Annotated in this window: 18 protein-coding genes; all 18 read left to right on the top strand. The window is 58.5% G+C overall.

The window, feature by feature from the left end; translation table 11 throughout:
* The first annotated feature begins 32 nt into the window (after positions 1-32).
* The 18 genes from clpX (at position 33) to DWX58_RS08195 (ending at position 21,125) form a co-directional block, all read left to right on the top strand.
* Positions 33-1,349: an ATP-dependent Clp protease ATP-binding subunit ClpX gene (gene clpX / locus DWX58_RS08110; protein ID WP_118642747.1), complete on the top strand. Its 1,317-nt coding sequence runs from the start codon at positions 33-35 to the stop codon at positions 1,347-1,349.
* A gap of 106 nt (positions 1,350-1,455) precedes the next feature.
* Positions 1,456-3,873: an endopeptidase La gene (gene lon, locus DWX58_RS08115; protein ID WP_118642749.1), complete on the top strand. Its 2,418-nt coding sequence runs from the start codon at positions 1,456-1,458 to the stop codon at positions 3,871-3,873.
* Positions 3,874-3,883: 10 nt separating this feature from the next.
* Positions 3,884-4,480, top strand: coding sequence for a ribosome biogenesis GTP-binding protein YihA/YsxC (gene yihA, locus DWX58_RS08120; RefSeq protein ID WP_118642751.1), 597 nt, complete (start codon positions 3,884-3,886; stop codon positions 4,478-4,480).
* A gap of 257 nt (positions 4,481-4,737) precedes the next feature.
* The gene (locus tag DWX58_RS08125; RefSeq protein ID WP_118642753.1) at positions 4,738-6,087 is read left to right on the top strand and encodes an MATE family efflux transporter; all 1,350 of its coding nucleotides are present in this window, start codon (positions 4,738-4,740) and stop codon (positions 6,085-6,087) included.
* A 283-nt stretch (positions 6,088-6,370) separates the two neighbouring features.
* On the top strand, positions 6,371-7,702 hold the full coding sequence (locus DWX58_RS08130; RefSeq protein ID WP_243093386.1) for an MBOAT family O-acyltransferase: 1,332 nt from the start codon (positions 6,371-6,373) through the stop codon (positions 7,700-7,702).
* A 3-nt stretch (positions 7,703-7,705) separates the two neighbouring features.
* On the top strand, positions 7,706-9,229 hold the full coding sequence (locus DWX58_RS08135) for a hypothetical protein (RefSeq protein WP_118642757.1): 1,524 nt from the start codon (positions 7,706-7,708) through the stop codon (positions 9,227-9,229).
* A 171-nt stretch (positions 9,230-9,400) separates the two neighbouring features.
* The gene (locus DWX58_RS08140; RefSeq protein ID WP_243093354.1) at positions 9,401-10,201 is read left to right on the top strand and encodes a segregation/condensation protein A; all 801 of its coding nucleotides are present in this window, start codon (positions 9,401-9,403) and stop codon (positions 10,199-10,201) included.
* Between the two features lie 19 nt (positions 10,202-10,220).
* On the top strand, positions 10,221-10,856 hold the full coding sequence (gene scpB, locus DWX58_RS08145; protein WP_118642759.1) for an SMC-Scp complex subunit ScpB: 636 nt from the start codon (positions 10,221-10,223) through the stop codon (positions 10,854-10,856).
* The gene (locus tag DWX58_RS08150; RefSeq protein WP_147382249.1) at positions 10,853-11,488 is read left to right on the top strand and encodes a DUF2953 domain-containing protein; all 636 of its coding nucleotides are present in this window, start codon (positions 10,853-10,855) and stop codon (positions 11,486-11,488) included. Before scpB ends, DWX58_RS08150 begins: the two co-directional genes overlap by 4 nt.
* Positions 11,489-11,490: 2 nt before the next feature.
* Positions 11,491-11,916, top strand: coding sequence for a GerW family sporulation protein (gene ytfJ, locus DWX58_RS08155; RefSeq protein ID WP_118642763.1), 426 nt, complete (start codon positions 11,491-11,493; stop codon positions 11,914-11,916).
* A 99-nt stretch (positions 11,917-12,015) separates the two neighbouring features.
* On the top strand, positions 12,016-13,116 hold the full coding sequence (locus DWX58_RS08160) for a D-alanyl-D-alanine carboxypeptidase family protein (protein WP_243093388.1): 1,101 nt from the start codon (positions 12,016-12,018) through the stop codon (positions 13,114-13,116).
* A gap of 26 nt (positions 13,117-13,142) precedes the next feature.
* On the top strand, positions 13,143-13,862 hold the full coding sequence (locus DWX58_RS08165; protein ID WP_118642765.1) for a pseudouridine synthase: 720 nt from the start codon (positions 13,143-13,145) through the stop codon (positions 13,860-13,862).
* 128 nt (positions 13,863-13,990) lie between these two features.
* Positions 13,991-14,854 carry a MurR/RpiR family transcriptional regulator gene (locus DWX58_RS08170; RefSeq protein WP_118642767.1) on the top strand — a complete coding sequence of 288 codons (864 nt, stop codon included), beginning with the start codon at positions 13,991-13,993 and terminating at the stop codon, positions 14,852-14,854.
* A complete protein-coding gene (locus DWX58_RS08175) occupies positions 14,851-16,125 on the top strand; it encodes an NAD(P)/FAD-dependent oxidoreductase (protein WP_279229860.1) in 1,275 nt (424 codons plus the stop codon). Before DWX58_RS08170 ends, DWX58_RS08175 begins: the two co-directional genes overlap by 4 nt.
* 23 nt (positions 16,126-16,148) lie before the next feature.
* The gene (cmk, locus tag DWX58_RS08180) at positions 16,149-16,826 is read left to right on the top strand and encodes a (d)CMP kinase (protein WP_118642769.1); all 678 of its coding nucleotides are present in this window, start codon (positions 16,149-16,151) and stop codon (positions 16,824-16,826) included.
* Positions 16,823-17,470, top strand: a complete 648-nt coding sequence (locus DWX58_RS08185; protein WP_243093357.1) for a lysophospholipid acyltransferase family protein — start codon at positions 16,823-16,825, stop codon at positions 17,468-17,470. The genes cmk and DWX58_RS08185 overlap by 4 nt, the downstream gene beginning before the upstream one ends.
* Positions 17,467-19,434 carry a bifunctional 4-hydroxy-3-methylbut-2-enyl diphosphate reductase/30S ribosomal protein S1 gene (locus tag DWX58_RS08190; RefSeq protein ID WP_118642771.1) on the top strand — a complete coding sequence of 656 codons (1,968 nt, stop codon included), beginning with the start codon at positions 17,467-17,469 and terminating at the stop codon, positions 19,432-19,434. The genes DWX58_RS08185 and DWX58_RS08190 overlap by 4 nt, the downstream gene beginning before the upstream one ends.
* A gap of 329 nt (positions 19,435-19,763) precedes the next feature.
* Positions 19,764-21,125: a potassium transporter TrkG gene (locus tag DWX58_RS08195; protein ID WP_243093358.1), complete on the top strand. Its 1,362-nt coding sequence runs from the start codon at positions 19,764-19,766 to the stop codon at positions 21,123-21,125.
* Positions 21,126-21,129 lie beyond the last annotated feature (4 nt).

Consider the following 21,129-nt stretch of genomic DNA (forward strand, 5'->3'; position numbering starts at 1 on the left):
ACAGGTCTCGGCGGATTCTATGAGGTGTATCCATGGCAAAAAATGACGATAAGAAGAACATTCGCTGTTCCTTCTGCGGCAAGCACCAGGACCAGGTTCGCCGGATGATCGCCGGCCCCGGGGCCTATATCTGCAACGAGTGCGTGCAGCTGTGCATGGGAATTCTGGATGAGGGCTATGACCCGGTGGAGGAGCCTGTGGATGACAGCATCCCCGATGTCATCCCTACCCCCAGAGAGATTCACGCCGTACTGGATCAGTATATCATCGGCCAGGAGAAGGCCAAGATGGCCCTGTCCGTGGCGGTATATAATCACTATAAGCGCATCTACTTCGGCGGCGGCGAGGACGTGGAGCTGCAGAAGAGCAACATTCTGCTCATGGGTCCCACCGGCTGCGGCAAGACCCTTTTTGCCCAGACCCTGGCCCGGGTGCTGAAGGTGCCCTTTGCCATTGCCGACGCCACCACCCTCACCGAGGCCGGCTACGTGGGTGACGATGTGGAGAACATTCTGCTGCGTCTGGTGCAGGCCGCCGACTACGATGTGGAGCTGGCCGAGCGGGGCATCATCTATATTGATGAGATGGACAAAATCGCCCGGAAGAGCGAGAATACCTCCATCACCCGTGACGTGTCCGGCGAGGGCGTGCAGCAGGCCCTGCTGAAAATCCTGGAGGGTACTGTGGCCAACGTGCCTCCCCAGGGCGGCCGCAAGCATCCCCACCAGGAGTTCATCCAGGTGGACACCAAGAACATTCTGTTCATCTGCGGCGGTGCCTTTGACGGCATTGACAAGATCATTGAGAACCGCCTGGATAAGCGGTCCATGGGCTTCGGTGCGGAGGTTCAGAGCCGCAAGGAGCGCAACGTGGGCCAGCTGATGGCAGAGATCCAGCCCCAGGATCTGCTGAAGTTCGGTATCATCCCCGAACTGGTGGGCCGTCTGCCGGTGATCACCACGCTGGAGTCCCTGGATCGGGACCAGATGGTGAAGATCCTCACCGAGCCCAAGAACGCCCTGGTGAAGCAGTACCAGAAGCTGATGGAGTATGACCAGGTGGAGCTGGACTTCACCCGGGAGGCTCTGGAGGCGGTGGCAGACCGGGCCGTGGACCGCGGCATCGGCGCCCGCGGCCTGCGCGCAGTGCTGGAGGAGGTCATGAACGGCGTCATGTACGACGTGCCCTCCGATCCCACCATTGTGAAGGTGGAAATTACCGGGGATTCCATTGTGAACCATACCCAGCCGGAGCTGACCCGGGACCCGGAGCGGAAGCAGCGGGTGCGCCTTGGAAAGGCGTCCCTCCATGCAGAGCGGGGCGGACTGCCCGGCACCAACGTGGGCTGAGATTGCCCATAGAACAGATAATTAATACGGACGCCCCGCGGTGCCCCCGGAACGGCGGGCTCTGGGGGCGTCCCTGTCATTTATCCCTGAGAGGAAGTGAATTTTTATGAGCAAAGAGAAGAGTACGGCCGCGTCCAGCACCATGCCGGTGATTGCCCTGCGGGGTCTGACGGTATTTCCCAACGTCCTTATCCACTTTGAAGTGGCCCGGGATGCCTCGGTGAAGGCGCTGGAGGAGGCCATTACGGCGGGAAGCTCCGTCTTTCTGGTGGGTCAGAAGGATATTTCCGTGGAAGTGCCGGAGCAGAAGGACTTGTATGCCGTGGGCACCATTTCCAACATCCGGCAGATTCTCCGCATGCCCGGGGACAATGTGCGGGTAATGGTGGAGGGCCAGAAGAGGGGACAGCTGGTGGAAATCCGGCAGAAGGAGCCTTATCTGGAGGCTGAGGTGCTGGAGATCGAAGAGAGCCCGGCTCCCCGGAGTACCCCCAAAGTAGAGGCCCTGATGCGCTCCACCTATGAGCTGTTTCAGCACTATACTGAGCTGGCGCCCAAGATCTCTCCCGACTTGCTGGTCCATGTGCTGGCCAGTCAAGACCCGGGCTATATCGCCGACTACATTGCCCAGAACATTGCCATGCGCAACAGCGATAAGCAGGCGGTGCTGGAGGAGCTGCGCCCGGTCCGTCGTCTGGAGAAGCTGCATCGCCTGCTGGAACGGGAGGTGGAAATTCTCTCTCTGGACATGGAAATTCAGAACAAAGCCCGGGAGCAGATTTCCGACCACCAGCGTGACTACTACCTGCGGGAGCAGATGAAGGCTATCCAGAACGAGCTGGGGGAGGGGGACTCCGACGACGAGATCGGGGAGTACCGGAAGAAGATTGCCCAGCTCACCCTGCCTGACGGAGTACGGGAGAAGCTCAACAAGGAGCTGGACCGGCTGAGCAAGCAGCCCTTCGGCTCCTCGGAGTCTACCGTACTGCGCAGCTACCTGGATGTGTGCCTGGAGCTGCCCTGGGGCAAGACCACCAAGGAGAAAATCAGCGTCGCCGCCGTGCGCAAGGCGCTGGACCACGACCACTTCGGCCTGGAGAAGGTCAAGGAGCGGATTCTGGAGTTTGTGGCGGTGAAGCAGCTGGCTCCGGAACTGAAGGGGCAAGTGCTTTGCCTTGTCGGTCCTCCTGGCGTTGGCAAGACCTCCATCGCCATGTCCATGGCCCGGTCCATGAACCGAAAGCTGGCCCGCATCTCCCTGGGCGGCGTCAGTGATGAGGCGGAAATCCGCGGCCACCGCAAGACCTATGTGGGCGCCATGCCTGGCCGTATCATCAACGCCATCAGCCAGGCGGGCAGCTGCAATCCTCTCGTTCTGCTGGACGAGATCGACAAGCTGGGCCACGACCACCGGGGCGACCCCGCCTCCGCGCTGCTGGAGGTGCTGGACGGGGAGCAGAACGCCACTTTCCGGGACAACTTCCTGGAGGTGCCCTTTGACCTGTCCCAGGTGCTCTTTGTTACCACGGCCAACACCACGGACACCATTCCCCGTCCTCTGCTGGACCGGATGGAAGTCATTGAGCTGTCCAGCTACACCGACGAGGAGAAGCTGCAGATTGCCAAGCGTCACCTGCTGCCCAAGGAGCTGAAGCGCCACGGTCTGAACCGCACCCAGCTGAAGCTGACGGACAACGCCATCCGGGAGGTCATTGCTTCCTATACCCGGGAGTCGGGGGTGCGTGTGCTGGAGCGTAAGCTGGCTGCCATCTGCCGCAAGACGGCTATGAAAGTGGTCTCAGAGGATGTAAAGTCTGTCCGCATTACAGAAAAAGACCTGGAAGAGTATCTGGGTGTGCCCCGCTATTACCCCGAGCGCCAGGCGCTGGAGGAGCGTGTGGGTGTGGTCAACGGCCTGGCCTGGACCAGCGTGGGCGGCGAGCTGCTGGAGGTGGAGGTCAACGTAGTGCCTGGCTCCGGTAAGGTAGAGCTCACCGGCAACCTGGGCGACGTGATGAAGGAGTCGGCCCAGACCGCCCTCACCTATATCCGCAGCCAGGCCGACCGGCTGGGCATCGCCCCCAACTTCTACAAGGAGAAGGACATCCACGTCCACTTCCCCGAGGGCGCCGTGCCCAAGGACGGTCCCTCTGCCGGTATCGCCATCACCACCGCCATGGTCTCCGCTCTGACGGAGACCCCCGTTCGCCGTGGCCTGGCCATGACCGGTGAGGTGACCCTGCGTGGCCGGGTGCTGCCCATCGGCGGCCTGAAGGAGAAGACCATGGCTGCCTTCCGAAACGGCATCAAGACGGTGATTATCCCCGCCGATAACAACAAGGATCTGGAGGAGATCGACCAGACCGTGCGGAAGGCCCTCCAGTTCGTGCTGGTGGAGCGGGCGGACCAGGTGCTGTCTACCGCGCTGCTGCCCCATGCCGCCGCGCCTGCGGAGCGGACGGATGCCTCCGTCCCGGTGCTTCCGCCGGTAGAGGGCCGGACTGCGGTCCGAGTGCGTCAGTGAGGTGGAGGGAATGGAAGTCAATCTGCATCAGGCGGAGTTTGTTCTCTCCGCGGCTTCTGAACGGGACTTTATTCGGGACGAGCTGCCCCAGGTGGCCTTTGCCGGCCGCTCCAATGTGGGGAAGTCCTCGTCCATCAACCGGCTGCTCAACCGGAAGAACTTTGCACGGGTGGGTGCCGCACCGGGGAAGACCATCCATATCAACTACTTTAAAATTGACCGGACCTTTTATCTGGTGGATCTGCCCGGTTATGGGTATGCCAAGGTGGCCAAAAGTGAGCGGGACCGCTGGGGCCGGCTGATGGAGCGCTACTTTGCCCATCCGGAGCTGATGACCCTGGGGGTGCTCATTGTGGATGCCCGACACAAGCCCACGGCGGACGACCGTACCATGGCCGACTGGTTCAAGGCCACCGGCCGTCCTCTGGTGGTGGCCGCCAACAAGCTGGACAAGCTGAAAAAGAGCGAAATTGAACCCAATCTCCAACAGATTCGGGAAGTCCTGGAGCTGGGGGAGGAGGTCCCGGTGATTCCCTTCTCGGCGGAGAAGGGGACCGGTCGTGAGGAGCTTTTGAGAACGATTCTCTCCGGCATCCAAGCGCCGTAATGGGACGCCCTGGTGGTACAGCGACAGCGCAGATAAGATTTTTTAGTATTTGAAAAGGAATAAGGCTTTACAGAAAAGATTTGATGTGCTATAATAGCGACGCTTCATCGGAGGGCAATTAACACGTAAGTTATGAGCCGGATAAGATGGCGGGTGGAATTCCCGTTTTCTTATCCGGCTCATTTTTTCGCCTGCCGATGGGAAAGTTGCGCTGGGCACAGGAAGTGCTCAGCTGCCGGAAGGAGAGAACCGATAGGATGAGAGAGGAACAGACACTGACGCAGGGTTCCATTTTAAAGACACTGATTACCTTTGCGTTTCCCGTGGTGCTGGCCCTGCTGCTGCAGGCGGCCTATGGGGCGGCGGATCTGATTATTGTGGGCCAGTTTGCCGGGACCGGGGAACAGTCGGGGGTGGCCTCGGGCAGTCAGTTTTTTCACTTGGTGACTATGATGATCACCGGACTAACCATGGGCGTCACGGTGTTTGTGGGAAACGCCATTGGGGCAGGACGCACGGAGCGGGCAGGCCGGGGAATCGGAACGGGAATTGTTCTGTTCACTGGCATTGCGTTGGTGTTGACAGTCCTGGTGGTGCCCGGCAGTACCATGCTGGCCCGCTTCCTCCATGCCCCGGAGGAGGCCTTTGCCCAGACCAGCGCTTACATCCGGATCTGCGGCATGGGCAAGGTGTTTATTGTGGCCTATAATGTGATCGGCGCAGTGTTCCGGGGCATAGGGGACTCCAAAACGCCCCTGTTTACGGTTTTTGTGGCCTGTGTCATCAACATTGTGGGGGACCTGGTGCTGGTGGCGGGCTTCGGCATGGGAGCGGCAGGGGCCGCACTGGCCACAGTCAGTGCCCAGGCGGTGAGCGTGGTGTGTTCCTTGTACCTCATCGGAAGGAAGAAGCTGCCCTTTTCCTTTTCCAGATCCTTCATCCGCCTGGATCCGGTATGCGTCCGGGGAATCCTGTGGGTGGGTGTTCCCATCGCCCTGCAGGAGATGCTGGTACAGTTCTCGTTCCTGTTTATCCAGATCATCGTCAACGGCATGGGGGTCACAGAGTCTGCCGCTGTGGGTGTGGCGGAAAAGGTGTGCGTCTTTTTGATGCTGGTGGCCTCTGCCTACATGCAGTCCATTTCCGCCTTTGTGGCTCAGAATAACGGTGCCGGGCTGCCCCAGCGCTCCAGAAAGGCTCTGCTTTACGGCATTGTGACCGCGCTGATGGCGGGGGCGGTGATGGGGACCCTGGCGCTCCTGGGCGGGTCCGTTCTGTCGGCTGTCTTTTCCCGGGAGCCGATGGTCATTGCGGCCTCCCACCAATACCTCAAGGCCTACGCCATTGACTGTCTGCTCACTGCAGTGCTGTTTTGCTTTATCGGCTATTTCAACGGCTGCGGCCGGACGGTGTTTGTTATGGTGCAGGGAGTGGTGGGAGCCTTCTGCGTACGGATTCCGGCGGTTTATTTGATCAGCCAAATGGAGCATATAACCTTGTTCCACATCGGGCTGGCCACGCCCCTCTCCTCTGTGGTTCAGATCTTTCTTTGTATCGGCGCGTACCATCTGTACCGACGGAGGGAACGCCCCGTGGACCTTTGCTAGGCGGTTGTGGCTGAAATTGCCGGGCATGCTCCGACCGCAGGCGGGCTGCTTGCTTTTGAGGGGGAGCGAATATATAATAAAATGAAATGCTAAGGGTTAAGTCCGGTCGGAATACCAAAAGGGCGGTTGGTTTTTTATGTCTGTTGTTTCCTTTCGGTTCTTTATATTTACAGCGATTGTGGTTGTGCTCTATTATGTGTGCCCACGGCGAGGCCGCTGGTTTATTCTGCTGACGGGGAGTACCCTATTTATCATCGCTGGGAGCAGCTTGAGCTTGTATCTGATGTTTGCCCTTCAGGTTCTTCTGGTCTATGCGGGCGCGCGGCTGCTTAGCAGATATTCGGACTGGGCAAAGCTGATCTGCGCAGCGGTAATTGGCTTGGAGATTGCCGCGCTGATTGTGATGAAGGAGAGCTCATTCTTCGTCATGAACGTCAATTTCCTGTCGAGGCTGTTTGGATGGTCACTACATTTGGAGTACCTGAGCTGGGCGGCGCCGCTGGCCATGTCCTATTACACCCTCATGCTGGTCAGCTATGTGGTGGATGTGTACCGGAAGAAGATCGCAGCGGATCGAAATCCCCTGCGTCTGCTCCTCTATGCGGGCTTTTTCCCTCAGATGATGTCCGGCCCGATCACGCGGTACAGCGAGACCGCAGCCGCCCTGTGGGAGGGGCATCGGTTTGACTATGAGACGTTCTGCTTTGGCCTGCAGCGGTTTCTCTGGGGGCTGTTTAAGAAGCTGGTCCTTTCGGAGCGCTTGGCGGTCCTCGTTGATACCATTTATAACGGCGGCCTGGAGGGAACCTGGACGCCCACGGGTGTCTACGTCTGGGTGGGAGCGATTGCCTATACGCTCCAGCTCTATACGGAGTTCAGCGGCGGAACGGACATCGTGCTGGGGACGGCTCAGCTGTTGGGCATAGAGCTGCCGGAGAACTTCCGCACCCCCTTCTTTTCCACCACTATGGCGGAGGTCTGGAGACGGTGGCACATCACCCTGTCCTTCTGGTTTCGGGACTACATCTATTTCCCACTGGGAGGAAGCCGGGTGGACGCCCGGTGGAAGCACATCCGCAACCTGCTTGTGGTGTGGCTGTGTACCGGCTTTTGGCACGGAGGAAATTATCGCTGGATTTTCTGGGGGATAGCTACCTTTGTGGTGCTTGCCGGGGGAATTCTCTTTAAGCCATTGTTTGAAAAGCTGACGATCCTCCTCCGCATCAATACACAGGCGGAGAGCTGGACGGTGCTGAGGCAGCTGAGAACCTTCTTCCTGTTTGTCATCGTATTTTCCGTCCAGCCCGCGGCAAGCCTGACCTCTGCCCTGACCATGTGGAAGAACGCTTTTGTTTTTAATCCGTGGGTGCTGATGGACGGCTCTCTGCTCCGGCTGGGACTGGATTGGCGAGAAATGGCGATTTTAATTTTTGGACTTCTGCTGCTGTTTGTCATTTCCAAGTATCAGCAGAAAGGTTCGGTGCGGGCCATGATTGCCCGGCAAAACCTGGTGTGCCGCTGGTTTTTGTGGCTGGCGCTCTTCGCTGCGGTCCTGATTTTCGGAAAGTACGGGGAAGGGTATAATCCATCAGACTTTATCTATGGAGGATTCTGATCCATGGGAAAGGCAGGAAAGTGGAAGCATTTGGTGCAGGCAATTGCCTTTTTGTGCTGCCTGCTGATTCTTTGGTCGGGCATAAATAGTGTGCTGTCGCACTCGAAGGATATTGCATTTTGGGCAAATACATATCGGGCCAGGGATTTTCTTTCTCTGGAAGACAATACCATTGACGTGTTGGCGCTGGGTTCCAGCCAGACGATTCGCAGCTTTTCCCCTATGGAGCTGTATGAGGACTATGGAATCAGCTCATATTGTGCGGGCTTTGAGCAGAACCCGGTGATGTGCTCCTATCTTTGGCTGGAGGAAGCCGTAAAAAAGCAGCAGATTAGCGTTGTTTTATTTGAAGTATATGAGTTGTTTAAAGAGCCGGGTGAGGCGTACTACAGAAAGACCATTGACAGTTTGAGCAGCCCGTCGGCGAAGAAAGAAGCCATTCAGCTTTGCGAAGACGGATATCTCCAGGATTCCAAGCTGAGTTATATGTTTCCCATTCTAAAGTATCATTCGCGGTACACGGAACTCTCGGAGTTTGATTTTATGCACGGTCATACCGATTTTTTCCGAGGGTACGTCCTGGTGGCCGGGAAGTATTTGCCGGCGTCTCCGGCCCAGCCGTTGCCGACGGATGACGAGACGATTGCACCCGTTGAGTTTGACCCGCTGGCCTTGGAATACCTAGAAAAAATCCGTGAGCTCTGTGAAGAAGAAGGCATTGAACTGGTTCTCTTTAAATCGCCCGTTGATTGCGCGGTGGAAGATTGGCCGGGAGCCTATAAGACGATCAGTGCCTGGGCCGCTCAAAACGGGATTCCTTACATTGACTTTAATCTGCCGTCGATGGTAGAAGAAATCCAACTGGATTACACCACCGATTTATATGAGTTCAACCACACCACGTTTAAGGGAGCAGAGAAAGTAAGCGCCTATTTGGGAGAATATCTGTGGGAGCATTATAACCTGCCTGACCGGAGGGGCGATCGGGAATATCAGGATCTGGATCAGTTGCTGGAAGCGTACAATCGGAAAAAGCAAAATAAGGAGCTCTGGTACGCCCAGAATTTGACGGATTATCTGTCTGAGATCCAAGCAAACCAGGACGGATACACGGTCATCCTTTCTGTAAAGGACGAGGCGACAAAGGCATTTGATGCCCAGCTTCAAAATCAGCTTTGCGAGATGGGATTCCAGAGTCAACTGACCGGGCAGGATGCTTATGGAAAAAGCTTTCTTGGAATCTGGCAGGACGGAACCGTGGTCTATGAGGCGCTGGCCGGTGAAGGAGACCACCCGGACGGGGATGCTTTGGAATTTCGAGGAACGCTTCCGGATGGGGTAAACTACTATGTGAAAAGCGCGGGTTACAGCGCCGGCAATACCAGCAGCATTGTCATCAACGGGGAGGAGAAGAGCGTAAACAGCCGCGGACTGAACATCGTCGTATATGACAGTCAATTTGGGGAAGTGGTAGATTCCGTCTGCTTTGATACGTTTCTGGATGCCGGGTTGACCTATGCGAGATAGAAAACCGGTCCTGGGAATCCCTCAGGTCGGCAAAAGACGGAGACTGATTCAGTCGGGAGGAAATCCCCGCGTTCTGCCTGGACCTGCAAGGCGGAAGGGAAATTGCGGCTTGTGTTTTACCCCCCAAACTGATATAATATTTTGACAAAATTGTTGAGGTGGGGTGAATCGTTGGATAGTCCCATTTACCACCTGACTGGTGTGGTCAAGGCCAGAGAAGAGAATATGGAGGACTTTGTGGGTCCTCTGGATTTGATTTTACACTTGCTCAGCAAGAACAAGATGGAGATCAAGGATATCCAGATTTCCCTCATCCTGGACCAGTACCTGGAGTGGATGAACAAGCGCAAGGAGCTGGATCTGGAAGTTGCCAGCGAATTTGTGACCATGGCCTCCCACCTCATATACATTAAGACCAGAATGCTGCTGTCCATCCACGACGAGGAAGTCCTCAGTGAGATGGAACAGCTCATTGCCACCTTGGAAGCTCACCAGCGAAACGAGAACTACCTGAAAATCAAAGAGATCATTCCGTCTCTGGACGATCGCTATCGCTATGGCCGGGATTATCTTACCAAGGTGCCCGAGCCCATTACCCCGGACAAGACCTACCGCTACGTCCACGACAAAGAGGACCTGCGCCGGGCCATCACCGCTGTACTCAGCCGTTCGGACAACAAGCTGCCCCCTCCCATGACTGCCTTTCAGGGCATTGTGGGCCGGGAGCCCTATCCGGTGGCGGATAAGGCGGGAGAGATCCTGCGCCGTCTGGTGCAGTTTGGAGTGACCCGATTCCGGGCATTATTTAAGGGAAACCGCAGCCGCTCTGAGGTGGTGGCCACCTTCCTGGCGGTGCTGGAGCTGTGCAAGGCCCGACGGGTGCGTCTGGCGGGGACGGAGGAGGACTGTACCGTCACCTATACCCAGACGGAGTCGGAGGAGCCTACGGAATTTACCACAGACCGCTACTGAGAGAGGGGAGACAGAGAACTTGGAAATCAAGGAATTGGAGTCTGCCCTGGAGGGCGTACTCTTTGCGGCGGGTGAGCCGGTGCCGGTGGAACGGCTGTGCCTGGGTCTGGAGGTGGACCGCCCCACTCTGGACGCGGTAGCCCAGCAGCTGATGGACAAGTACAGCTATGAGCGCCGGGGTATCCGCCTGCTGCGGCTGGAGACCAGCTACCAGCTGTGTTCGGCTCCGGAGTACGCGGACTACATCCGGAAAACCCTGGAGAGCCGCAAGCCCGCCCGCCTGTCCCAGCCCGCTTTGGAGGTGCTGGCGGTTATCGCCTACTACCAGCCGGTGACCCGGGCCTATGTGGACCAGGTGCGGGGCGTAGACAGCTCCTACACGGTAGGTCTGCTGCTGGAGCGGGAGCTCATTGAGGAGGCGGGCCGCCTGGCGGTGCCCGGCCGCCCGGTGCTGTTCCGCACCACCAAGAATTTTCTCCGTTCCTTCGGGCTTTCCAGCCTGGAGGAGCTGCCCGAGCTGCCCAACTCCTCCCAGGAGGGCAGCCAGATGACTCTGGAGCTGGAGGCCGCGGTGGCCAGGCTCCGGGAGGAGGAAAACGGCAGCCAGACGGAGGAGGCTGACGCCCGGCCCGATGCCGGGAAGGAGGAGACATGAGAGGACTTATGATCCTCATCCTGATCCTGGCCGTATTCTGGCTGCTGGGTCAGATTCAGCTGGGCGTGGGGGCGGAGTACCGGGCTGAGGGCCTGCGGGTATGGCTGCGAGCGGCGGCCTGGCAGATTCCGGTGTATCCCCTGAAGAAGAAAAGCAAGCCTGCCAAGCCCGCCCATCCGCCCAAGGAGAAAGAGCCCAAGGAGAGCGGGCCGGAACCCAGCTTTCGGGAACAGGTGGGGGGAGCGCTGGACTATGCCCAGGCGCTGCTGCCCATTTTGTTGGAGGCGGCCGGGCAATTCCGCCGCAAAATCCGGGTGGACAAGCTCCGGTTAAAGGTCACTGTGGGCGCAGATGACCCGGCGGATGCGGCCATGCGCTACGGACAGGCCAATGGAGCGTTGGGTGTCCTGTGGGGCACCCTAAACGAGACCTTCGATCTGCGGGATGGCAAAGCTGTGGCTCAGGTAGACTTTGACGCCCGGGAGATCACCATATATGCTCTGGCTTCCCTGTCCCTGAAGGTGGGGCAGATGGTGTGGCTGGGGCTGTACTTTGGATGCAGAGCCCTGAGGACATTCCTCCGGGTGCGCGGCCGGAGAAAACAGGAACAACAGCAGAGAAAGGCGGCCTGATTATGGAAAAGAACAACCCCTTGAGTGAGCTGATGCGGACCACGCTGGAGAGCGTGCGGGCCATGGCGGACGCCAATGCCGTGGTGGGCACTGCCATTGAGGCGGACGGCGTCACCCTTATTCCCATTTCCCGCCTGTCCTTCGGCGTGGCCGGAGGAGGAACCGAATTTTCCACCAAGAAGCAGCAGATGGGAGGCGACAACGCCTTTGGCGGCGGCAGCGGAGCCAGCGCCAAGCTGGAGCCGGTGGCCTTCCTGGTGATTCGGGATGGCAATGTGAAGCTGCTGCCCGTGGCGCCTCCTCCTGCCACCACGGTGGACCGGGTTATTGACACGGTGCCCGAGGTCGTGGATAAGGTGACGGATTTTATTTCCAAGCAGCAGGAGAAGAAGGAGCAGCAGGCGGCTCAGGGCGAGTTCGCTGACTGAAAGCCGCTGAATTTCCGAAACCTTCCGGGAGAGGGAAGGGGAAATGAATCGCATACTAACGTCATCTGAAGCTCAGGAAGGTGACGGAAGTTGAAGCGAGTGATTGCTGCGGCGGTGGCCGCGTTTCTGATTCTGAGTCCCGTTCCCCGTGTTCAAGCGGCGGAGATTTCCGCGGCCAGCGCCATCCTTATGGACGGAGAAACCGGGACGGTGCTGTATGAGAAAAACGCCCATGAGCCGCGGCTCATTGCCAGCATTACCAAGCTGATGACTGCTCTGGTCGTGTTGGAATCGGGCCACGATCAGAAGGAGGAGATCACCGTTCCGTCCGATTGGGCCGGAGCGGAGGGCTCCTCCATCTATCTGCGCCCCGGGGAGCAGGTGACTCTGGAGGCGCTGCTCTACGGCATGTTGCTCCAGTCGGGCAACGATGCCGCCACCTTGGCGGCCGTGGCGTGTGCCGGAAGTGTGGAGGCATTTGCGGAGAAGATGAATGCCAAGGCAGCGGAACTTGGTATGAAGGATAGTCACTTTACAAATCCTACCGGACTTAATGATGAGGGCCACTATTCCACGGCCTACGACATGGCTCTGCTGGCCCGGGCCTGTCTGGAGAACGATACCCTTGCCAAGATTGTGGCCACCAAGTCGGTGGCTCTGGGAGGACGGGTCTTTACCAACCACAATAAGCTGCTCTGGCAATATGAGGGCTGTGTGGGCATGAAAACCGGCTATACGGAAAAGGCCGGGCGTACGCTGGTGTCTGCGGCTGAGCGGGACGGGATGACCCTCATCTGTGTTACTCTAAATGCACCCAACGATTGGGCAGACCACGCCGCGCTTTTTGACCGGGGATTTGCCGGGTATGAGAGTTGCCTGCTGGCCGAGGAGGGAGAAGTCCTGTGCCGGCTGCCTGTCTCGGGTGGGCTTGCACCTTTCTGCGGGGTGTCTGCCGGGGAAGCGGCCAGGCTCTGCGTCGCTAGGGGAGAGGAGATCCAGCGGGAGCTGGTATTGGACCAGACTGCCCTTACCGCGCCGGTGGCACAGGGTACCGTATTGGGTGAGGCTGTGTACCGGGTGAACGGGGAGGAGAAGCTGCGGATTCCTCTGGTGGTCATCACAGATGTGGACTGCTGCCTGCGAACCCCCAGCGGATGGGAACGATTTTGGGATAAAATAGCCGGAATGCTGCCCGGTTAGGAATAGGAGAAGGGAGAGGGCCGAGCGTGGAAGAGCGGCTGCAAAAATTGATTTCCGCCTGTGGCCTGGCCTCCCGGCGGACGGCGGAGGAGTGGATTGCCGCTGGTCGGGTCACCGTCAACGGGGAGAAAGCCCACCTTGGGGACCGGGCGGACCTGGACCGGGATGACGTGCAGGTGGACGGCCGAAGCCTGCGGCCGGGGGGAGAGCGGACCTATCTCATGCTCCATAAGCCCCGGGGCTATGTGACCACCCTATCCGACGAGAAGGGAAGAAAGACGGTGGCTGATCTGGTGGCCGGATGCCCGGCACGGGTGTGGCCGGTGGGACGGCTGGATCTGGACTCTGAGGGACTGCTCCTGATGACGGATGACGGAGAACTGACCAACCGCCTGCTTCATCCAAGCTACCGCATTGAAAAGGAGTATCTGGTGTGGGTCACCGGCGACGTGAAGCGGGCCCTGCCGATCTTGTCTGGTCCCATGGAACTGGACGGGGAAAAGCTGGCCCCTGCGCGGGTACGGCGGGGGCGAACCACTGGCGGTGTCTCTCAGCTGTCTGTGGTCATTACCCAGGGAAAGAACCGCCAGGTGCGCCGCATGTGCGCCCAGGCGGGACTGGAAGTGTTGCGCCTTAAGCGGATTCGGGAGGGCGAGCTGATGCTGGACCGGACCCTGTCGCCAGGCCAATGGCGGGAGCTCACCAGCCAGGAGATCCTGGCGCTCTGGGGCGAAACTGGTCCGTGAAAAAAGCGCTTTCTGCAAGAGATGATGAAATTCTTGCAGAAAGCGCTTGCATTTTTTGCGGGGACAAGGTATGATATATCAGTGAGTTTCTTTGCCGCAGACAAATTTGGCTGGGAGATGATGGAAAGATGAATCGTGACATCCTCACCGTGATTCAGGAGAATATGGCCACCTTTTCCAAGGGGCAAAAGAGGATTGCCAATTATATTTTGAATTCTTATGACAAGGCTGCCTTTATGACAGCCAGCCGTCTGGGAAAGAAGGTTAACGTCAGCGAATCCACCGTTGTGCGCTTTGCCGCCGAACTTGGTTACGACGGCTACCCGGACATGCAAAAATCCCTGCAAAAGATGATTCGGAACCGGTTGACCTCGGTGCAGCGCATTGAGGTGACCAATGACCGGATCGGGGATCAGGACCTTTTGTCCATGGTGCTGCAGTCGGACATTGAGAAGATTCGGCTGACCCTGGAGGAGTTGGACCGGGAGCACTTTGAGAAGGCGGTGGACGCCATCGTCTCCGCACGAAAGGTGTACATTATGGGCGTGCGCTCCTCCACGGCGATTGCGACCTTCCTCACCTTCTACTTGAAGCTTATTTTGGACAATGTGGTGGAGGTAACTGCCAATACCACCAGCGAGGTGTTTGAGAGCCTTTTGCGGGTAGGCGAGGGCGACGTGGTGCTGGGGGTCAGCTTCCCCCGGTACTCCAGCCGCACTGTCCAGGCCATGCGCTTTGCTCAGGACCGGGGAGCCACCACGGTGGCCATCACCGACAGCGACGCCTCGCCCCTGGTGCCCTGCTCCAAGTACACCCTGAAGGCTCGCAGCGACATGGCGTCCTTTGTGGACTCTTTGGTGGCGCCGCTGTCCCTGGTGAACGCCCTGCTGGTGGCGGTGAGCCGGAAGAAGAACGACGATTTGACCCATACCTTCCAGATGCTGGAGCAGATCTGGGATGAGTACGGCGTCTACGAGAAGGTGCAGGAGTGACAGAGAGAAAAGAGCCCCTGCTGGTGGTGGGCGGCGGAGCCGCGGGCATGATGGCGGCCATCACCGCCGCCCGGCAGGGAGCGCAGGTGGAGCTGTTGGAGCGCAACCCCAAGGTGGGGCGGAAGCTCTATATTACGGGGAAGGGCCGGTGCAACGTGACCAACCACTGCACGGTGGAGGAGGCGCTGGCCAGCATTCCCCGCAACAGCCGTTTTTTATACAGTGCCATGAGCCGTACCACGCCCGAGGACGTGGAAGGCTTTTTCACCAAGCTGGGGGTCCCCCTGAAGGTGGAACGGGGAAATCGGGTCTTTCCTCAGTCGGATCATGCATCGGATATTATCGACGCTTTGTTCCATGAGCTGAGGCGGCTGAAGGTCCCTGTCCGGCAGGAGCGGGCCCTCTCTCTCTGCTGTGAAGAGGGTGTGGTGACAGGCGTACAGACCGAGACGGGGAGAGTTTTCTGTAAGGGAGTTATCCTTGCCACCGGAGGCGCTTCCTACCCCGGCACCGGTTCCACCGGAGACGGCTATGAGATGGCAGCCCAGGTGGGACACACCATTGTGGAGCCCCGCCCCTCCCTGGTTCCCCTGGAGTCGGAAGAAGAATTTTGTGGGGCAATGCAGGGACTGGCCCTGAAAAATGTGGTCTTGACGGTGCGAAACCGGAAGGGTAAAATCATATATCGGGACCAGGGAGAGCTGTTGTTCACCCATTTTGGCCTGTCTGGCCCGCTGGTGCTGTCGGCCAGCGCCCATATGCGGGACTTCCAGAAGGATCAATATACCTGCCTCATTGACCTGAAACCGGCACTGGATGAGCCCACTTTGGATGCCCGTCTGGTGCGGGAGCTGACGGAAAACGCCAACCGGAATATGGACCATGTGCTGGCGGCGCTGGCGCCCCGGCTGCTGATTCCTGTGCTGCTGGCGCGGGCGGAGATTCCGGCTGAGCGGAAGGCCCATGATCTGACCCGTGAGGAGCGGAGAAGGCTCCTGGAGCTGTTCAAGCGGTTTTCTGTGTCCATCCGCGGACCCCGGCCCATTGCAGAGGCCATCGTGACCTCAGGCGGTGTAAAGGTGAGCGAGGTGGATCCCAAGACCATGGCCTCCAAAAAGGCGGAGGGGCTCTATCTGGCGGGCGAGCTGCTGGACGTGGACGCCTACACCGGCGGATTCAACCTGCAGATTGCCTGGGCTACCGGCCGGGCGGCAGGGGAGAGCGCGGCGGCGTTCTGGAGCGGTCAGGGCCAGGAACAGGTCCCGGAATAAATGGAATTGGAGCAGCGGAAGGTATGGAATTTAAAAGTGTAGCCATTGACGGCCCGGCTGGGGCGGGAAAGAGTACTCTGGCCCGCCGTGCGGCCCAGGCCCTTGGCTTTTTGTACGTGGACACGGGGGCAATTTACCGCACCGTGGCCCTGAAAGCGCTGCGCTCCGGTGTAGATCCGGAGCAGGCGGAGCAGGTAGTTCCCCTTTTGGAAGGGCTGAACATCCGTATGACCTACGGCCAGGACGGAGAGCAGAAAATGTATCTGGACGGGGAGGATGTGACCCAGGCCATTCGGGAGCACCGAATTTCCGGAGTGGCCTCCAAGGTTTCTGCCATTCCTCAGGTCCGGGCGTTCCTTCTGGACTTTCAGCGGCAGCAGGCCAGAGAGCACAATGTGATCATGGATGGCCGGGATATCGGCACGGTGGTGCTGCCCCAGGCGGATGTAAAGGTGTTCCTTACCGCGGCAGCGGAGCTGCGGGCCAAGCGCCGGCTTCTGGAGCTGGAGCAGCGGGGCCAGCAGGGCACCTATGAGGAAATTCTGCGGGATATTGTCAAGCGGGACGAGTTGGACCGCAATCGTCCCATTTCGCCTCTGCGCCAGGCGGAGGATGCGGTGTGTCTGGACACCTCCCAGCTGGATCTGGAGCAGAGCCTCCAGGCCCTGCTTTCTATTATAAAGGAGAAGATTGAGCTGTGAGTGTGGAACAACGTGAGACCGAGGGCCAGACAGAGGAGCAGCTGGACCGGAAACGGGACCGATGGTTTCATTTCCTCTATGCGGTCATCTGGCCCTTTTTTAATTTGTTTCGGCCGGTGCGCGCCGTTGGACGGGAGAATATCCCCCAGGGCGCGGCGGTGCTGTGCCCCAATCATACCACCATTGGGGATCCTTTTTATGTGGTGTTTGCCTTTGGCCGGCACTATCCCATGCGGGCCATGGCCAAGATTCAAATTATGCAGGTGCCCGTGATTGGCTGGATTTTGGGAAAAGCCGGTGTGTTTGGCGTTGACCGGGGCCATGCGGACATGAAGGCCGTGAAAACGGCGCTGAAGTTTTTGAAGAACGGAAATAAGCTGCTCATGTTTCCTGAGGGAACCCGGGTCCATGAGGGAGAGGATGTGGCGGCCAAGACCGGGGCAGCTATGTTTGCCACCCGTACAGGGGTGCCCCTGGTGCCCATCTATATTCAGCCCAAGAAGCGCCTGTTCCGGCGCAACCTGGTGGTGATTGGTGAGCCCTATTACCCCACCTTCCAGGGCAGGAAGCCCACCGCGGAGGAGCTGGATGAAATTACCGAGGAGCTGATGCGGCGGATTCACAGCCTGGAGGTGAAGGGATGAAATTGGAGCTGGCCCAGTCGGCCGGATTTTGTTACGGCGTACGCCGGGCGGTGGAGCTGGCGGAAAGCTGTGCGGCCGGAGCGGAACGCCCCTGCGTGATGCTGGGCTCCATCATTCACAACCAGGATGTTATTGACCGTCTGGCCCAGCAGGGGCTCCAGATGGTGGAACGCCCTGAAGATGTTCCCGAGGGCTGTGGGGTCATCATCCGCTCCCACGGGGAAAGCCGGGCTGTCTATGAGGTTTTGGAGTCGCGGAATGCGCGGATTCTGGATGCCACCTGTCCCAACGTCAAGCGGATCCATGAGATCGTGGCCCAGGCGGAGGAGCAGGGACGCCAGCCTGTGGTCGTCGGAACCCCCGATCATCCTGAGGTGACCGCCATTGCCGGCTGGTGCCGGCACGCGGTGGTTTTGTCCGGGGAAGAGGACCTGGAACAGTGGCTGGCGGAGGACCCGAAACGCCGGGATCTGCCCTTGACCTTTGTGTCCCAAACCACGTCTACGCGGAAAATTTGGGAAGGGTGCCTAAAAAAAGCAAAAAAAGAGTGTACAAACGCTGAATTTTTTGATACAATATGTGGAGCGACGTCCAAACGCCAGAATGAGGCACGTCAACTGGCTCAGCGGTGCGGGATGATGGTAGTCATCGGTGACCGGAAAAGCTCCAATACGAAACGCCTGGCGGAGCTTTGCAGGGAGGTATGTCCCCACGTTCAACTCATTGAACGGGCGACGGATCTGGATCTGAGCCAAATGCCGCAGGCGGAAATGGTCGGCATCACTGCGGGTGCGTCCACACCCGCGTGGATAATAAAGGAGGTCTATGACAAAATGAGCGACGAAATCATGGAGATCGAAAAGTCCTTTGCGGAACTGCTGGAGGAGTCGATCAAAACTTTAAATACGGGGGATAAGGTTACTGGTACTGTTGTTGACATCACGCCTACCGAGATCCAGGTTGAACTGGGCATCAAGTATCCCGGTTACATTCCTCTGTCTGAGTTGAGCGATGATCCCACCGTGAAGCCCGAGGACGTGGTGAAGGTGGGCGATGAGATCGAGACCTATGTTATGCTGGTCAGCGATCGTGACTGCCTGGTCAAGCTGTCCAAGAAGCGTCTGGACATGGTGAAGGGCTGGGAAGAGATTGAGGCCGCCAAGGACGATGAGACCGTCATGGAGGGCTTTGTCACTGAGGATAACAAGGGCGGCGTCGTGGTGTCCGTGAAGGGCATCCGCGTGTTCGTGCCTGCTTCCCAGACCGGTCTGCCCCGTGAGACTCCCATGAGCGAGCTGCTGAAGAAGAAGGTTCGCCTGGTGATCACCGAGGTCAACCGTGCCCGCCGCCGCGTGGTGGGCTCCATCAGCAAGGTGACCCGTGCCGAGCGGGCCGCTGCTGCTGAGAAGGTCTGGGCTGAGATCGAGGACGGCAAGCGCTACACCGGTACCGTCAAGTCCCTGACTTCTTACGGCGCTTTTGTGGACATCGGCGGCGTGGACGGCATGGTCCACATCTCCGAGCTGTCCTGGTCCCGCATCAAGCACCCCTCTGAGGTGGTGAAAGTGGGCGATACCGTGGAGGTGTACGTCATTTCTGCCGACAAGGAGAAGAAGAAGATCTCCCTGGGCATGAAGGATCACAGCCAGGATCCCTGGTCCGTGTTCACCAGCACCTATCAGGTGGGCGATGTGGCCAACGTGCGCATTGTTAAGCTGATGACCTTCGGCGCCTTTGCCGAGGTTGTGCCCGGTGTGGATGGCCTCATTCACATCTCCCAGATCGCCGATCATCGCATCGAGAAGCCCGGCGACGTGCTGGCTGAGGGCGATAAGGTGGACGTGAAGATCACCGACGTGGATATGGAGAACAAGAAGATCTCCCTGTCCATCCGCGCCCTGCTGGAGGCTTCCGCTGAGGAGGCCCAGGAGGAGACCGAGGCTCAGGACGAGACCGAGGCCTGATGAAATGAATTTAAGCGGTCCGGTTGCATTCAGCAGCCGGACCGCTTCGTCTCATTTCAGCCCCGCGGCGGATGGGATCGGAACAGTTGGAGGTGGGAGATTCTCTGCCAGGCAAGAAAACCGTTGACTTAAGACCTGACCGAGGGTATCCTATACTTGCTTTACCCGTCCGGTGTTGACGGGTACTGTTGGGAGCAGATGATGGGACATATGGAAGTTGAGAAACTTCACGGGTATGTCCTTTGCCTGTGTTTGTGTAATTGGATGTGTTTCGGCGGGTTCTCTGAAAAGAAAACCCGGAAGATCAATGAAGAGGAGCGACATACGCTTTGAATCTACCCTTTTTTCCACGCGGCGGCAAGCGTCTGAACCCCACTCGTCTGATCGTTGTGGGGTTTGGTACCATTATTTTACTGGGTACTCTGCTGCTGCATCTGCCTCTGTCCGCCAAAGATGGACAGGCCACCCCGTGGCTTATCTGTCTCTTTACTGCCACTTCCGCCACTTGTGTGACCGGTTTGGCTCAGGTGGACACTTTTCTCCATTGGAGCGGTTTTGGCCAGGGTGTGATCCTGGTTATGCTCCAGCTGGGCGGTTTGGGCTTTGTGTCCCTGGTCACCCTGCTGTTCCTGGCCTTGAAGCGGCGCATCGGTATGACCCAGCGGGTGGTAATGGCCTCTGCGCTGAACATGACCCGGACGGCTGGCGTAGTGCGGGCCACCCGGCACGCCCTGATGGGCACCTTCCTGCTGGAAGGCACAGGGGCTCTCATTCTGGCCACCCGGTTTGTTCCCATATTCGGATGGGGCCGCGGCCTGTGGTTTTCCGTGTTCCACAGTGTGTCAGCCTTCTGTAACGGCGGATTTGATCTTATGGGCGAATACTCCGGCGAGTACTCCAGCCTGGTGGCTTACACCAAAGACCCGGTGGTGCTGGGCGTCATTATGGTGCTCATCGCTGTGGGCGGCATCGGGTTTTTTGTATGGGAAGACATCGCTGAGCATCGGAACTGGCGCGGTCTCACGCTGTATTCCAAACTGGCCCTGTCCATTACCGGCGGCCTGATTCTCTTCGGCTGGCTGTTTTTCCTGCTGGCAGAATGGAACAATCCGGCTACCTTTGGGACCATGACTCCGGGGGAGAAGGCCCTAAATGCCCTCTTTCAGTCGGTTACCCTCCGAACAGCTGGCTTTTCCACCATCAATCAGGGTGCCCTGACGGAGAGTTCGGCGGCCATGTCGGCGCTGCTGATGCTGATTGGAGGCTCCTCCGGCTCCACCGCAGGCGGTATCAAGACAGTGACGGCGGGAATTCTGCTGCTTACCCTGTGGGACAGCCTGCGGGGACGGGAGCAGGTGATCATCCGGGGCCGGACCATTCCCCAGCGCCGGGTACTGGACGCGCTGACGCTGGTCATGGCGGTGCTGCTGCTGTTCGTGGCGGGTTCCATTGCTCTGTCTATGCTGGATGGAGTGCCCATTCTGACCGCCAGTTATGAGACGGCTTCAGCCTTGGGCACTGTGGGGCTATCCATGGGCATTACCCCTGAGCTCAGTCCGGCCAGTTCTCTTATCTTAATTTTATATATGTATCTGGGACGAGTGGGAATTTTGTCCTTCTCCATTGCCTTCCTCATTCGCCCGGCTGAGAGCAAGCTGCGTTATCCCACATCGGATATGCTGATTGGATAAGCCG

Source organism: Pseudoflavonifractor sp. AF19-9AC (assembly GCF_003478995.1).
Lineage (GTDB): Bacteria > Bacillota > Clostridia > Oscillospirales > Oscillospiraceae > Lawsonibacter.